The organism is Rhizobium esperanzae (assembly GCF_002204185.1).
In the GTDB taxonomy this organism is placed as follows: Bacteria; Pseudomonadota; Alphaproteobacteria; order Rhizobiales; family Rhizobiaceae; genus Rhizobium; species Rhizobium esperanzae.
The window spans coordinates 336,932-349,433 of record NZ_MXPU01000001.1 but is presented as its reverse complement, the minus strand read 5'-3'; the positions used below and the strand labels follow the sequence as shown (position 1 = coordinate 349,433).

16 protein-coding genes and 1 tRNA gene are annotated in these 12,502 nt (G+C 61.5%); 7 read left to right on the top strand and 10 right to left on the bottom strand.

All coding sequences use genetic code 11. From position 1 onward, the window contains the following. Nucleotides 1-34 precede the first annotated feature (34 nt). Genes B5E41_RS01765 through B5E41_RS01755 form a run of 3 tightly spaced genes read right to left on the bottom strand, consistent with a single transcriptional unit; the run spans nucleotide 35 to nucleotide 3,766 of the window. Nucleotides 35-1,243 carry an acyl-CoA reductase gene (locus B5E41_RS01765; protein ID WP_176439321.1) on the bottom strand — a complete coding sequence of 403 codons (1,209 nt, stop codon included), beginning with the start codon at nucleotides 1,241-1,243 and terminating at the stop codon, nucleotides 35-37. Continuing rightward, nucleotides 1,227-2,315 carry a LuxE/PaaK family acyltransferase gene (locus B5E41_RS01760; protein ID WP_088390551.1) on the bottom strand — a complete coding sequence of 363 codons (1,089 nt, stop codon included), beginning with the start codon at nucleotides 2,313-2,315 and terminating at the stop codon, nucleotides 1,227-1,229. Before B5E41_RS01760 ends, B5E41_RS01765 begins: the two co-directional genes overlap by 17 nt. Continuing rightward, nucleotides 2,312-3,766 (bottom strand): AMP-binding protein, encoded by a 1,455-nt coding sequence (locus B5E41_RS01755; protein ID WP_088390549.1) that lies wholly within the window; start codon nucleotides 3,764-3,766, stop codon nucleotides 2,312-2,314. Before B5E41_RS01755 ends, B5E41_RS01760 begins: the two co-directional genes overlap by 4 nt. A gap of 309 nt (nucleotides 3,767-4,075) precedes the next feature. Between B5E41_RS01755 and B5E41_RS01750 the strand changes: the two genes are divergently transcribed. After that, entirely contained in the window at nucleotides 4,076-4,366 is a 291-nt protein-coding gene (locus tag B5E41_RS01750) for a DUF982 domain-containing protein (protein ID WP_088390547.1), read from the top strand. Between the two features lie 129 nt (nucleotides 4,367-4,495). Here the strand turns inward: B5E41_RS01750 and B5E41_RS01745 are convergent. Beyond that, nucleotides 4,496-4,580: transfer RNA gene (locus B5E41_RS01745), tRNA-Leu, on the bottom strand. Between the two features lie 168 nt (nucleotides 4,581-4,748). Here B5E41_RS01745 and B5E41_RS01740 point away from each other — a divergent pair. After that, a complete protein-coding gene (locus B5E41_RS01740; protein ID WP_088390545.1) occupies nucleotides 4,749-5,156 on the top strand; it encodes a BA14K family protein in 408 nt (135 codons plus the stop codon). A gap of 10 nt (nucleotides 5,157-5,166) precedes the next feature. On the opposite strand, the gene B5E41_RS01735 is transcribed toward B5E41_RS01740, so the two are convergent. After that, complete coding sequence (locus B5E41_RS01735; RefSeq protein WP_088390766.1) at nucleotides 5,167-5,460, bottom strand: Rdx family protein; 294 nt, start codon at nucleotides 5,458-5,460, stop codon at nucleotides 5,167-5,169. 125 nt (nucleotides 5,461-5,585) lie between these two features. Here B5E41_RS01735 and B5E41_RS01730 point away from each other — a divergent pair, with 125 nt between their 5' ends. The 3 genes from B5E41_RS01730 to B5E41_RS01720 are packed head-to-tail and all read left to right on the top strand — an operon-like array spanning nucleotide 5,586 to nucleotide 7,386. Beyond that, nucleotides 5,586-6,323, top strand: a complete 738-nt coding sequence (locus tag B5E41_RS01730; protein ID WP_088390543.1) for a type 1 glutamine amidotransferase — start codon at nucleotides 5,586-5,588, stop codon at nucleotides 6,321-6,323. Between the two features lie 10 nt (nucleotides 6,324-6,333). Further along, nucleotides 6,334-6,891, top strand: a complete 558-nt coding sequence (locus tag B5E41_RS01725) for a sugar O-acetyltransferase (RefSeq protein ID WP_088390764.1) — start codon at nucleotides 6,334-6,336, stop codon at nucleotides 6,889-6,891. A gap of 42 nt (nucleotides 6,892-6,933) precedes the next feature. Further along, nucleotides 6,934-7,386, top strand: a complete 453-nt coding sequence (locus B5E41_RS01720) for a GFA family protein (protein ID WP_088390541.1) — start codon at nucleotides 6,934-6,936, stop codon at nucleotides 7,384-7,386. 4 nt (nucleotides 7,387-7,390) lie between these two features. Here the strand turns inward: B5E41_RS01720 and B5E41_RS01715 are convergent, their stop codons facing one another. The 4 genes from B5E41_RS01715 to tenA all read right to left on the bottom strand — a co-directional run bounded on the left by B5E41_RS01715 (nucleotide 7,391) and on the right by tenA (nucleotide 10,586). Continuing rightward, nucleotides 7,391-7,690, bottom strand: coding sequence for a CcdB family protein (locus B5E41_RS01715; RefSeq protein WP_064800330.1), 300 nt, complete (start codon nucleotides 7,688-7,690; stop codon nucleotides 7,391-7,393). Continuing rightward, nucleotides 7,690-7,920 (bottom strand): type II toxin-antitoxin system CcdA family antitoxin, encoded by a 231-nt coding sequence (locus B5E41_RS01710; RefSeq protein ID WP_085857834.1) that lies wholly within the window; start codon nucleotides 7,918-7,920, stop codon nucleotides 7,690-7,692. The genes B5E41_RS01715 and B5E41_RS01710 overlap by 1 nt, the downstream gene beginning before the upstream one ends. A 57-nt stretch (nucleotides 7,921-7,977) precedes the next feature. Then, complete coding sequence (lepA, locus tag B5E41_RS01705) at nucleotides 7,978-9,810, bottom strand: translation elongation factor 4 (RefSeq protein ID WP_064800332.1); 1,833 nt, start codon at nucleotides 9,808-9,810, stop codon at nucleotides 7,978-7,980. A gap of 77 nt (nucleotides 9,811-9,887) precedes the next feature. Then, on the bottom strand, nucleotides 9,888-10,586 hold the full coding sequence (gene tenA, locus B5E41_RS01700) for a thiaminase II (RefSeq protein WP_088390539.1): 699 nt from the start codon (nucleotides 10,584-10,586) through the stop codon (nucleotides 9,888-9,890). 137 nt (nucleotides 10,587-10,723) lie between these two features. Between tenA and B5E41_RS01695 the strand changes: the two genes are divergently transcribed. Beyond that, nucleotides 10,724-11,293: a helix-turn-helix domain-containing protein gene (locus tag B5E41_RS01695; RefSeq protein WP_088390537.1), complete on the top strand. Its 570-nt coding sequence runs from the start codon at nucleotides 10,724-10,726 to the stop codon at nucleotides 11,291-11,293. 24 nt (nucleotides 11,294-11,317) lie between these two features. Next, the gene (locus tag B5E41_RS01690; protein ID WP_088390535.1) at nucleotides 11,318-11,836 is read left to right on the top strand and encodes a GNAT family N-acetyltransferase; all 519 of its coding nucleotides are present in this window, start codon (nucleotides 11,318-11,320) and stop codon (nucleotides 11,834-11,836) included. On the opposite strand, the gene B5E41_RS01685 is transcribed toward B5E41_RS01690, so the two are convergent. After that, on the bottom strand, nucleotides 11,818-12,462 hold the full coding sequence (locus B5E41_RS01685; RefSeq protein ID WP_088390533.1) for an HAD-IA family hydrolase: 645 nt from the start codon (nucleotides 12,460-12,462) through the stop codon (nucleotides 11,818-11,820). The genes B5E41_RS01690 and B5E41_RS01685 overlap by 19 nt on opposite strands. Between the last annotated feature and the right edge of the window lie 40 nt (nucleotides 12,463-12,502).

Genomic DNA, 12,502 nt, shown 5'->3' with positions numbered 1-12,502 from the left:
ACATGAACACCGACAATGCGCCGCCGTCCTTGCGCTAGGCTGTACTGACGATCCGCGAAAGCTCCTGGACGAGATTGTAGCCGTCCCAGATGGCGCCCATATCGAGCGCTCTGCCGACCGGCACCACCCGATCGATGCCCGTCAGCCCTTCATCGATGATGAAACGGACCAGTGCGTCCCGGTCGATGCCGAAGCTGGTCAGCGTCTGGTAACGTTCGCCGACGATCCCGGCGAGGCAGCCGAGATCTGCCGTCACATATTCGTAGAAGAAACCGTATTGGCCGCGATGCCGCTCGATATTGGAGGGCAGGGCATCCAGGCTGACGCGGTAGATCAGATTGTCGTGCCGCGTGCTCCCGCTTGCCTGCGGCAGCCTGTCTGCTGTCCGGCAAAGATTGACAAACTTGTCGACGGCATGGATCGGCGCGATCTCGTAACGCTGCTGGAGATACGCCGCCATTGTCGGCCAGAACCGGTCCTGCGCCTTTGCGGCCTGCTCTTCATCGCCTTGCCAAATCACCAGATGCGGAGACGAGCAGGCATTCTGGTCAAGAAGGAAGACATCGTTGAAGAAACCCCTCGCGAGTTCCGCGATCGCCCGCTCGTCGGCCCTGAGCACGGCCTCGGCCTGCATCAGGCAGAAGGAATAACGGTCGGCGAAGGCGATATCGACGCTGCGCGGATGGGCGGGAAGCTTGCGCAGATGAGCGATCGTCGAATCGCCCCCCCAGAGCATCCGCGCCTGGCAATGAACCGACAAAGCGCCGGTGATCTCGTCATCGCGCGGATATTTTATCAGCCGGTTCATTGCGGCCAGCCGGCTGTGCACTGGCAGGGCGAACAGCCTGGTGATCTCGTCGCAGATGATCTCGACCTGCGGAAAATCCCGTTCAGGAATACGAACGATGTTGGCATTGCCGGCCAGCAGCCCGAAGGCGAAGGAAAAAGCGAAGTTGACCGGGACGTTGGCCGGCGCGATGTGAAGCACGAGGCCTCGGCCGATACGGGGATATTGCGTGCCGAATTCGCGCGCGAGTTTGGCAAGGTTCGCGGCTCGGCACCAATAGCCGAAGGCGGCGATATCGGGATACTGGCGCGCTGCCGGCAGCGCGAGCAACGCCTTCGAAAGGGCCGCCAGGAATTCCACCGCCTGAGTGGAGTAGGGCGCCAGCGGCTTGCATTCCAGCGTGTTGAGCGCGCCGCCGACGCGAAGGGTGACGGGCAGTTCAGGAATTTGCTTCATAGGTGTCGCTGCAGCCTCTGACCTCGGCCTTGGCGACGCGTCCGGCCACCGAGAAATACTTGCCATGCCGCCCGCAGGGGCAGTCGTCTTCGCCGTCGATTCGGCCGATATCCTCAGTCAGCAGCGCATGCCCGGGATAACTGCGCGGTATCAGCGACATGACTTCGATCAGCCCGGTCTTTCCGACTTCGAGCGTCCGAAAATCCTTCGGATCGCGGATAATGACATCGGCATAAATCGGCGCATGCAGATGCCCCTCTTCGCATTCCAGGAAGATCGATCCCGTCTGTTCGACCATGCCGTAATAATTGACGACGCGCCTGATCCCGGCGCATTCGGTCATCGCCGCCCGGAATTCAACATTGCCGACCGCCTGATCCTGCAGCTTTTTCCAGCCCCCGCCATGCAGCAGGATGCCCCCGTCGATCGGCAGACGTCTACCCATCGCCTTCAGCGGCGCGTAGAAATGCTGCCAGATCATGAAGGTGAAGCCGAACAGGAAGATCGGCTGGTCCGGGTGCCGCTCGAGAAAGGCCTCGATGGCCGGTATGTCCAGGTTCATTTCGTCGTCGAGGGCATAGGTGACGTCCTGCCCGAAGAAGGAAAAGCCGAGAATACCGGCACCCCGCGCCGAGAAGGCGTTGCGGTTGCGCAGCACGCTCGGTGAATCGATGACCAGCATCGGCAGCCGCTTCTTGCCGAGTACTTCCGCCATCAGCCGGGCGAGGATCTTGCTTTGCAGCGCCGCGGTTTCCTTGTCGAGGTAGATGCGCGACACCTGCTGGCCGCTGGTGCCGGATGAGGTCATCGTCTTGAACACCTGACCTCTCTCGATGCTCAACAGATCCAATTCCTTGAACAGCCGAACCGGAATGAACGGCACGTCCTCCAATCCGTCCACCGCTGCCGCCCTATCGCTGACGAGGTCGAGAATGCGGCTATATTCGGCGCAATGGTCGCGATGCCATTCGGTCAGATTGCGCATGACTTCAGTCAGCGCCCCCGATTTTTCCGCGGCTTTCATCGAATAGGGCTCGCGGTCGAGCCATCGGGAGGGATCAAGAACGCTCATGCGAGGTTATCCCCGGCAGATGATTTCAGCTGATTATATTGGATCTTGCCGGAATCATTCCGCGGCAGCTCGGCAATCGCATAGACGCTGATCGCTTTCGGGCTGATCTTCAGATCCGAAATGAGTTTGGCCTTGATGAGCTTACCGGCCTCGCCGGAGCCTTGAGGGAGGTAAATTTCCAGCTGATCGTCCTGGCCAGCACAGACGACGGTGTGACCGGCCGCCAGCAACTGCGCCTCGACATCCTGCAGATTGATGCGATGGCCGAACATTTTGAGGAAACGCTTCAGACGCCCGACGATGTAATAATCGCCTTCGGCGTCCCGGCGGGCGATATCGCCTGTGCGCAGAACGCCGCCTCGCTCGTCGCCGAGCGCCAGATCCCGATAACCCTCCGCATAGCCCATCGAGACGTTGCGGCCGTAATATACGAGCTCGCCCGCTGCGTCGTTGCCCTCGATCTTCTGCCCGTGCTCGTCCTCGAGCCAAAATGCGCCGCCCGGGATCGGCCGGCCGATGCTGCCGGCCTTCTCGATCGCCCTGTCGGGAGAGAGATAGGACATCCGCGCGGTGGCTTCGGTCTGCCCGTACATGCTGAAATAGCGGATACCCTTGTTGGCGCAAAGCTCGGCGAAGTCGCGCGTCAGTTCGGGTTCCATCCGCGCGCCCGCCTGCGTCAGGCTCCTGAGGCTCGGAAGATCCATGGATGGAAAGCGCAGTTTCTTCAGCATTTCGTAATGATAGGGCACGCCGCCGAAACTCGTCGCCTTCGACGATTTCAGAAAGTCCCAAAATGCCCGATCGAAGAAGGTCTTGTTGGTCAGCGCGATCGTGGCTCCCGCCAGAAGATGGCTGTGGATGATTGAAAGACCGTAGGAATAGCTCGGCGGCAGCGTCGTGATCGGCCGCTCCTCGCCTGTCAAGCCCAGATAGGTGCTGATGGCCTCGGCATTGGCGAGGATATTGTCGTGCGAAAGCCGCACGAACTTCGGCGTTCCCGTGCTTCCCGAGGTGCTGAGCAGCAGCGCCAACGAATCGTCGATCGGATAAGCTTCATCTGCCCCGGCGGCGACGAGACTATATCCCATGTGAGAGAGCAGCACATGCCCGTCGCCGAATTCACCGGCTCGGTGGTCCGGCAGCCATGCAAAACCCGGACGATAGGCCGACACCAGTTTCTCAAATTGCGCCGCTGCCAGGCTAGCGCTCAGCATCAGCGGAACCGCATCGAGTTTGAGTAGGCTGAGATAGCCCAGCAAACCGCCCGGGTCGTTCTCGCACATGCAGAAGACCAGCCGCCGGGGCGTCTGTCGAAATGCGCGCTGCGCGCTGAATTCCAGCAGGCTCGAACTGGAAATGCTGGTTCCGTCGTCACATTCGAACAGAATGTGATCGATATGAAAGGAGACGGCGTCCATCAGCCGGGTGGAATTTGCAATGGGTGCTACCATCGAGACTTGGCCTGGAACTGCTATTAGCGTGTTTCACACATTTGCAATGCGCTGACATCCATCGCCAGGCCTCCTCATGAAACCCGCTGATCTAGGGGTCATAGAAGAGATGGGGTCAACGATTCTGGAACGGTCGAATCAGTTGATGTCCTTTCAGCTTAATATGTCCGGGCCGCGATGCCAAAGGCAGTGAGTGCGAGACCCGCCGGCGATCTCGCGAAAATGGCTCAGAACTTCCAGGAGCGCCTTCCGCTCCCCGGCACGCTTCTTGCATCATTACTAATATTCTAACCTTTGGGAGAAAGTGTCATGCAATGGAACGCATCACCGAATTTTCCACCTCTCGTCCTCTTTCTTGGCGGTCGGCGAAGGATCGTCAAGACGCTCCGAGACGCAGCCGAAGTTCTGATAATGGATTGGCCGTTCGACGATGGAGAGGAATATGTCGCGGCTGTAAAGGCTTGCGACGATGCCGTCGCGGGAGAGGCCGGGATGGAGGAATTGAGGGAGTTGCTTCTTCGCGCCGCCAGAGAAGCCGGCATTACAGCTTTGTCGGTCGTATCGGAAAGCGGGAAGACGACACGCCACATGGCGGCGTGACTGGCTTCAACATGCGCCGCTCACGGAACCGGTATCCAGGCAAGCACGTCAATGGCCTCTGCCAACAGAGCCAAGTGCGCAATTTTTGGAAAGGTTCGAATATTGATCTTGGCAGCGATCAAAAGGAAATGGTGCCCAGAAGAGGACTCGAACCTCCACGCCTCGCGGCACAGGTACCTGAAACCTGCGCGTCTACCAATTCCGCCATCTGGGCGACGGAGAGCGATGTAAGGGGGTGGCTCGTGACTGTCAACTGGGTTTTTGAAGTTTTCCTGACAGTCTGCAAAAAACAGCCGATCACATGCGAGGGAGCGGCTGGAGGGGAGACATAGCGGTTCGCTCCGGGCGCCCTATATAGAGGGGGTCTCGAAAGGAACGCCTCATGCCTGCTGCCCGCACGCTTCTGCTCGCCGGCCTTTTTGCCGTTTTCGCGCCTGTCGTGGCCGGCGCTGATTCGCCGAAGCCGGGTCTCGGGCCGGTCAACACGGGCTCGACGCTCTGCGATTTTCGCGGCTGCTTCGGTTTTGGGCCGCAGCAATGGCATCGCCCGGCCTATGTCCAGCCGAATTACCGTCCGCGCGGCGCGGGGCCGACCTATTATCTGCCGGGCGCGGCGGGGCGGCCGCAGCTGACCTATGACCCGCCGCCGGTGCGCCAGGTGCAGCCGGCACGGGATATGAACAAGCACATCGCCTGGTGCACCAATGAATACCGTTCCTATAATCCGCGGACGGATCACTTCCTCACTTATGAAGGCGTCTACAGGGTCTGCCGCTCGCCCTATCGCTGAGCGGGTTTGGTCAGCTTTCGTGCGAGACGCGGTCGACATGGCCGAGATCGCGGCCGGGCTCGATGATGTCGCGGACGCGTTGCTTCAGCTCCTTCGGCCCGGGAAAGCCGCCGTCGCGCTTACGCTCCCAGATGAGATCTCCATTGACGCGGATTTCGAAATTGCCGCCGGTGCCGGGGATCAGCGCCACCTCCCCGAGACTGTCGGAAAAGGTGCTCAGCAGCTCCTGCGCCATCCAGGCGGCGCGCAGCAGCCAGTTGCACTGGGTGCAGTAGAGGATCGAGATGCGGGCTTTTTCGGTCATGGTGTTTTCCTTTCGTTTGGCGTGATTTAAGCCCTTGCAGCGGGCGGAAGCAATCGCGCATGCGCAAGCATCTTGCGCGCTGTTCTCCGCCATGGTCTCTTCCTGCCGGCCACCGGGGAGAACCTATGCGAGTCGCAGTCGTCGAAAATATGCGCAACACCGGCCTCGGCGCGCTTGCGACCGCGCTCGACGAGGCGGGTGCTGAGATCGAGTGGTTCCGGGTCTGGCGGGATGGCATCCTGCCGCCAGACATAGCCGGCCATGACGCGCTTGTCGTTCTCGGCGGCGAGCAGAGCGCGCTGGATGACGAGACGCATCCCTATCTGCCGGAGCTCGCCCGGCTCGCGCGCCGCTTCGGCGATGCCGGCAAGGCCGTGCTCGGCATCTGCCTCGGCAGCCAGATCCTTGCCCGCGCCTATGGCGCCGACAACCATCTCGGAACCGCCCGCGAATTCGGCTGGCACAGCATCGGCGTCACCGATGAAGGCCGAGCCGATCCGCTGCTCTCGGCGCTTGGCGGAGAATTCACCATCTTCGAGTGGCATGCCGACACCTTTTCACTGCCTGCAGGCGCCGTTCGTCTCGCGAGCAGCCCTGTCGCCGAAAACCAGGCTTTCCGCATCGGCCGCGCCGTCTACGGCACGCAGTTTCATTTCGAGGCTGATAGAACCGTGATCGAGCAGTGGAAGGCGGAATTCCCCGATACGATCGAGCGAATCGCGCCCGGCTGGCTGGAAAGCTATGCCGAGTTGGCTGCGCAGCATGCTGGTGGCGCCGATGCCGCCGGCCTTGCCATCGCCCGCGCCTGGGTCGGGCAGATCGAACGGCAAGAGGTCGAGATGCTGTCGCAGGTCCCGGCTTGAAGGCGATGCGCTGATGGCAAGCGAACGCGAGAAGATGGTGGCGGGTGAGTGGTATTGCTGCCTTGACGACGAGCTCGATCACCTACGCCGGCAGGCGCGGCTCGCCGTCCACGCCCACAATACGCTGCCGCCGGACGAGCGCGGCCCCGCAGCCCCCGCCCTCAGGGCGCTTTTTGCACAAGCCGCCTCCGATATCTTTATCGAAGCGCCGTTTCACTGCTCCTACGGCATCAATGTCGTTCTCGGCGAGCGCGTCTATGTCAATGCCGGCTGCACCATCCTTGATTCCGGCAGCGTGACGATCGGCGATCGCACCATGTTCGGCCCGGGCGTGCAGATCTATTGCGCCGAGCATCACAAAGATCCGGCGCTTCGCAGTAGGGGAATCGAGATCGCCCGGCCGGTCGCAATCGGCAGCGACGTCTGGATCGGCGGCGGCGCCATCATCCTCGGCGGCGTGACGATCGGCGATGGCGCGATCGTGGGTGCGGGCGCCGTCGTCACGAAGGATGTGCCGGCGGGCGCAACGGTGGTCGGCAATCCCGCGCGTCCGCTCCCTCGACAATGACGCCGCCTCCTCTAGATCAGAGGACGGAAGGGGAGAGATATCATGACGTCACCGAATTTGCCCATGGAAGGCGGCTGCCGCTGCGGCCGAGTGCGCTTGAAGATCAGCGCTCCGCCGCTGCTGGCCATGGCCTGCCATTGCACAGGCTGCCAGAAGATGACGGCGAGCGCCTATTCGCTAAGTGCCGCCATCCCCAGCGAAGGCTTCGAGATTACCAAGGGCGAGCCTGTTATCGGCGGCCTGCACGGCGCCACCAAGCACTATTTCTGCCCGCACTGCATGAGTTGGATGTTCACCCGGCCGGAAGGCATGGACTGGTTCGTCAATCTACGCGTCACCATGCTCGACGACCCCAGCTGGTTCAAGCCCTTCATCGAGACATGGACGAGCGAGAAGCTGTCGTTTGCCGAGACCGGCGCGGTGTATAGTTACGAAGCGCTACCCGAGATGGACGCCTATGAGGGGCTGGTGAAGGAGTATATGGGCAGGAGGTGAGGGCTTAGAAGCCTTGGAAAAGAAAATCGACGGCAGCGACGATGCGATCGCTATCGGAGGTGAGATCCGCGGCAACGACGCCGATCTCCTTAGTGGAAACCGCACCGATAAACTGGGTCGCCATCACGTATGGCACGTCATTGATGACGAATTGCGGATTGAGCTGACGCATGATTTTGGGAAGAGCTTCCAGCGGAAGCATCGGCGCCATGATTCGCGTCGTCAGCTCGCCGTGTAGGTCTGACTGCAGATCGAGGGCGAACGCATCGCTATGCATCAGATTGTAAACATGAAACCGAGCCATCAGAACTGTCGATATTTCTGAAAAGGCAGGCCGTGCTTCTCGACATAAGCATTGGAAGCGGCGATAGCCTCGGCGTTCTCGATCCGCCACAGCCGCTCGCGTTCCGCCTTTATCGCTTTCGCGATACCTTCTTCCGCCGCCCTGGATATGTTGATCTTGAGCTCGCGGGCCTGGGAAACGAGGCTTTCATCAAGTGAAAGATTCGCTGCTTTTCTCGCCTGATGACCCATAAGGATCTCCTCGTGTTATGCGCAGATCATATGCGCATAAGACGTCATTGAGAAGCGTTATTCATCGCCCATCTTGAGCGCGGCGATGAAGGCTTCCTGTGGAATCTCCACCTTGCCGAACTGGCGCATGCGCTTCTTGCCTTCCTTCTGCTTGTCAAGCAGTTTGCGCTTGCGGGTGGCGTCGCCGCCATAGCACTTGGCCGTCACGTCCTTGCGCAACGCCGAGATGGTTTCGCGGGCAATGACGTTGCCGCCGATCGCCGCCTGGATCGGGATCTTGAACATGTGCTTCGGAATCAGCTCCTTCAGCCGCTCGCACATGTCGCGGCCGCGCTTTTCAGCTGCCATGCGATGCACGAGCATCGAGAGTGCATCGACCGGCTCGCCATTGACGAGGATCGACATCTTCACGAGGTTGCCGGCGCGGTAGCCTTCGAGGTGATAGTCGAAGGATGCGTAGCCCTTGGAGATCGATTTCAGCCGGTCGTAGAAGTCGAAGACGACTTCGTTGAGCGGCAGTTCATAGGTCACCATCGCCCGGGTGCCGACATAGGTCAGCTCGGTCTGGATGCCGCGGCGGTCCTGGCAGAGTTTCAGAATGCCCCCGAGATAGTCGTCCGGCGTCATGATCGTCGCCTTGATCCACGGCTCGCGGATTTCGGCAATCTTGACGACATCGGGCATGTCGGCCGGATTGTGCAGTTCGCGCTCGCTGCCGTCGGTCATCGTCAGCTGATAGACGACGGAAGGAGCCGTGGCGATGAGGTCGAGGTCGAACTCGCGCTCCAGGCGCTCCTGGATGATTTCGAGATGCAAGAGGCCGAGGAAGCCGCAGCGGAAGCCGAAGCCGAGAGCGGCAGATGATTCCATTTCGAAGGAGAAGGACGCGTCATTGAGGCGAAGCTTGCCCATCGCGGCTCGCAGATCCTCGAAATCGGCGGCATCGACCGGGAAGAGGCCGCAGAACACCACCGGCTGCGCCGGCTTGAAGCCCGGCAAGGCTTCTGCGGTCGGGCGCTTGTCTTCGGTAATCGTATCGCCGACGCGCGTATCGGCTACTTCCTTGATCGAGGCGGTGATAAAGCCGATCTCGCCGGGGCCGAGGCTGTCGACATTGACCATCTTCGGCGTCAGCACGCCGACGCGCTCAACCTGGTATTTCGCATCCGTGCCCATCATACGGATCGTCTGGCCCTTGGTCAGCACGCCGTCGATGACGCGCACGAGAACCATGACGCCGAGATAGGTGTCGTACCAGCTGTCGACGAGCAGCGCCTTCAGTGGCGCCTTGTCGCCGCCCGGGCTCTTCGGCGCCGGCAGCTTGTGGACGATCGCTTCCAGCACGTCGGGGATGCCGAGGCCGGTCTTGGCCGAGATCAGCACGGCCTCGGAAGCGTCGATGCCGATCACTTCCTCGATCTGTTCCTTGATGCGGTCGGGTTCGGCGGCCGGCAGGTCGATCTTGTTGAGCACGGTGACGAGCTCGTGGTTGTTGTCGATCGCCTGGTAGACATTGGCGAGCGTCTGCGCTTCCACGCCCTGGCTGGCGTCGACGACCAGCAGCGAGCCCTCGCAGGCCGACAGCGATCGCGAGACCTCATAGGCGAAGTCGACGTGGCCGGGCGTGTCGATCAGGTTGAGAATATATTTCTCGCCATTGTTCGCCTGATAGTGCAGGCGCACAGTCTGGGCCTTGATGGTGATGCCGCGTTCGCGCTCGATCTCCATATTGTCGAGTACCTGCTCGGACATTTCGCGCTCGGCAAGTCCGCCCGTCGTCTGGATCAGGCGGTCGGCCAGCGTCGATTTGCCGTGGTCGATATGGGCCACGATCGAGAAGTTGCGGATATGGGACAGCGGAGTGGTCGAATTGGTGCTCATGCGCGCCATATAGCAGCGCCGCTCCCTGCCGCAAAGCGGTAATTATCCCGGATTTTACGCTATTTTGCGGGTCTGCCCAGCGTGCGTCAGACCGGCCAGGTCTCCAGCCGCCAGGCCGAGTCCCAGAACATCCATTCATATTGCGAGGCGCGCACGAAAACGTCCATCATCGCGGCACGCTCCGCCTCCGATGCCGCGCGGGCGGCGATATCGGTCAGTGCGATCACCTCGCGGGCGCCGGCTGCAAATTGCGGATCGCCATAGGTGTTGATCCAGGCCTGAAAAACATTGCCGTCGATAACAGGCCTGCCTTTGATGCCTTCGCCGACATGCATGTAGATCCAGAAGCAGGGCAGGATGGCCGAAAGCGCAACGGCATAGGAGCTGTGATAGGCGGTCGCCAGAAGGAAATTCGTATAGGCGAAACAGGAAGGCGAGGGCTCGGCGGCCGTCACATCCGCGCTCGAAATGCCGAACTGCGAGAGGAAGCCCGCATGCAGGCCCTGCTCGACGGTGATGGCCTTCTGCGCCGAACCGAGGAAGCGCAGAACCTGTGCATTGTCGGGCGCCTTGGCTGCGACGATGGCGAGGCACCGGGCATAATGCTTCAGATAGATTGCGTCTTGCAGGATGTAGTGACGGAAAACCTCCGGCGGCAGCGTGCCGTCCGAAAGCCGTTCCAAGAGCGGCAATCGCTCGATCTCGGCCATAAGAGGTTTGATCTGCTCCCAGGCGGCGGCCGTGAAGCTTCCCGTGATTTCGGTGTTCTGCATGCTGCCGTCCATGATGTCCTCCGCTCTGCAAGCGCCGCTGCCATATATCGGCGGCGCGGGGGTGAAGGCAAGCGAGATGAAGCATCGAGGGAGGCTTGATTCTATCATGAGATAATATAATTCTCATATAGTAGAATCAGGGATCGGCGATGGAACAGGAACTCGAACAGGCGATCGGCAGCCGCATTCGCACCTTGCGGCTGGAAAAGGGCCTGACGCTGGATGAGCTTGCCGAGGCGTCGGGCGTCAGCCGCGCGATGATTTCGCGCATCGAGCGGGCGGAGGCGAGCCCGACCGCCTCGCTGCTGGCAAGGGTCTGCGCCGCGCTCGGCCTGTCGCTCTCAGCCTTCTTTGCAGAGGAGGGGCAGCAGGCCTCGCCGCTGGCGCGGCGGCAGGAGCAGCAGGTCTGGCGCGATCCGGAAACCGGTTATCTCAGGCGCGCGGTGTCGGCGCCCGGCACCGGCTCCGCCGTCGATATCGTCGAAGTCGAATTTCCACCCGGCGCCCGCGTCAGCTTCCCACCGCATGCGGCATCCCATGACATGACGCAGCATGTCTGGCTGTTCGACGGCGAGTTGGAGATGACGGCGGGTGAGACGGTCTACCGGCTGCGTCCAGGCGATTGCCTTTTCATGCCCGTCGGCGAGGGCCATTCCTTTTATAATCCCGGCAATGCGCCGGCGCGCTATTGCGTCGTGCTCGATCGCGGCGGCCGATGACGACCTTCATTTCAGGAGAAGAACATGCCTGACATTCGCATCCTTTCTGCCGAGGAGGCCCGCGCTGCCATTCCGGCCCTCTCGGAGGTGCTGGCCGATTGCGTCATGGGCGGCGCCTCCGTCGGCTTCATGCAGCCCTATGGACCTGAAGATGCCGAACCCTATTGGCTGGACGTTGCCGATGCGGTTGCCGGCGGCGGCAGCCTGCTTGTTGTCGCCGAACTCGATGGCCGGATCGTCGGCACGGTGCAGGTGGGCGCCGCGCAGATGCCGAACCAGCCGCATCGCGGCGATCTGAAGAAGCTCCTGGTGCATCGTTGCGCCCGCGGGCGCGGCCTCGCCCGGCTGCTGATGGAAGCCGCCGAACGCGAGGCGGCCGCCCGCGGCAAGACCTTGCTGGTGCTCGACACCGCAACCGGCAGCGATGCCGAGGCGATCTATCCCCGCCTGGGCTGGCAGCGCGTCGGCGTCATCCCCGATTATGCTCTGTGGCCGGAAGGCGGCTTTTGCGACACCACCTTGTTCTACAAGCGGCTCGCCTGATTGCACCAGCGCTGCTCATGCCACCTTGCAAACATGGGAAGCGCCCCGGCCAACGTCGCCCCCGCCGTCCATTGCGCCGCGTTCCAACCGAACTGCCGCGCCGTTTCGACATTCGCCGCCATATCGTCAATGAATGCGATCTCCGCGGCCATGACCCCGGCACGTTCGGTCGCCATCCGGAAGAAGTCGGGCGAAGGCTTGCTGTGTCCGAGTGCTGCCGAATAGATGATGTCGTCGAAATGGGCGCCAAGGCCCAGCTGTTCCATCAGGTAACGCGCCCGCCTGTGCTCTTGGTTGGTCGCCAGGAAGAGAGTGACGCCGCTTCGCCTGAGAGCGGCGAGATCTGCCAGCAGATTGCGGTCGAGCCGGGAATCGTTTTCGAACCAGTAATCGATCAGCGCCGCTGCGCTGAGATGGGGCGCGATCTTTGCGAGCACGCCGGCGAGCCTGGGCTCCAGTGCTTCGCGGCCGATGATGATGTCGCCCCAGTGAACCTGGAAAAACTCCTGCTGCAGCAGATCGGGTCGCAGGCCGAGATCGCGCTCGAGATAGGTGAAGTGGGGCAGCCCGTCGGCCGGACGGCCATGGATGAGCACGCCGTCGACATCGACCATCAGCACTTTCATGCGGCAGTTTCCTTCGGACTCAAAACATCGCGAAGGGTGA

What these genes read in the sequence shown, in the direction of transcription:
- B5E41_RS01765 (WP_176439321.1), bottom strand. Translation starts at nt 1,243, where the DNA reads ATGAAGCAAATTCCTGAACTGCCCGTCACCCTTCGCGTCGGCGGCGCG.
- B5E41_RS01735 (WP_088390766.1), bottom strand. Translation starts at nt 5,460, where the DNA reads ATGACCGAAAAAGCCCGCATCTCGATCCTCTACTGCACCCAGTGCAAC.
- B5E41_RS01710 (WP_085857834.1), bottom strand. Translation starts at nt 7,920, where the DNA reads ATGGGTCATCAGGCGAGAAAAGCAGCGAATCTTTCACTTGATGAAAGC.
- tenA (WP_088390539.1), bottom strand. Translation starts at nt 10,586, where the DNA reads ATGGACGGCAGCATGCAGAACACCGAAATCACGGGAAGCTTCACGGCC.
- B5E41_RS01685 (WP_088390533.1), bottom strand. Translation starts at nt 12,462, where the DNA reads ATGAAAGTGCTGATGGTCGATGTCGACGGCGTGCTCATCCATGGCCGT.
- B5E41_RS01740 (WP_088390545.1), top strand. Translation starts at nt 4,749, where the DNA reads ATGCCTGCTGCCCGCACGCTTCTGCTCGCCGGCCTTTTTGCCGTTTTC.
- B5E41_RS01720 (WP_088390541.1), top strand. Translation starts at nt 6,934, where the DNA reads ATGACGTCACCGAATTTGCCCATGGAAGGCGGCTGCCGCTGCGGCCGA.
- lepA (WP_064800332.1), bottom strand. Translation starts at nt 9,810, where the DNA reads ATGGCGCGCATGAGCACCAATTCGACCACTCCGCTGTCCCATATCCGC.
- B5E41_RS01730 (WP_088390543.1), top strand. Translation starts at nt 5,586, where the DNA reads ATGCGAGTCGCAGTCGTCGAAAATATGCGCAACACCGGCCTCGGCGCG.
- B5E41_RS01760 (WP_088390551.1), bottom strand. Translation starts at nt 2,315, where the DNA reads ATGAGCGTTCTTGATCCCTCCCGATGGCTCGACCGCGAGCCCTATTCG.
- B5E41_RS01755 (WP_088390549.1), bottom strand. Translation starts at nt 3,766, where the DNA reads ATGGTAGCACCCATTGCAAATTCCACCCGGCTGATGGACGCCGTCTCC.
- B5E41_RS01695 (WP_088390537.1), top strand. Translation starts at nt 10,724, where the DNA reads ATGGAACAGGAACTCGAACAGGCGATCGGCAGCCGCATTCGCACCTTG.
- B5E41_RS01690 (WP_088390535.1), top strand. Translation starts at nt 11,318, where the DNA reads ATGCCTGACATTCGCATCCTTTCTGCCGAGGAGGCCCGCGCTGCCATT.
- B5E41_RS01715 (WP_064800330.1), bottom strand. Translation starts at nt 7,690, where the DNA reads ATGGCTCGGTTTCATGTTTACAATCTGATGCATAGCGATGCGTTCGCC.
- B5E41_RS01750 (WP_088390547.1), top strand. Translation starts at nt 4,076, where the DNA reads ATGCAATGGAACGCATCACCGAATTTTCCACCTCTCGTCCTCTTTCTT.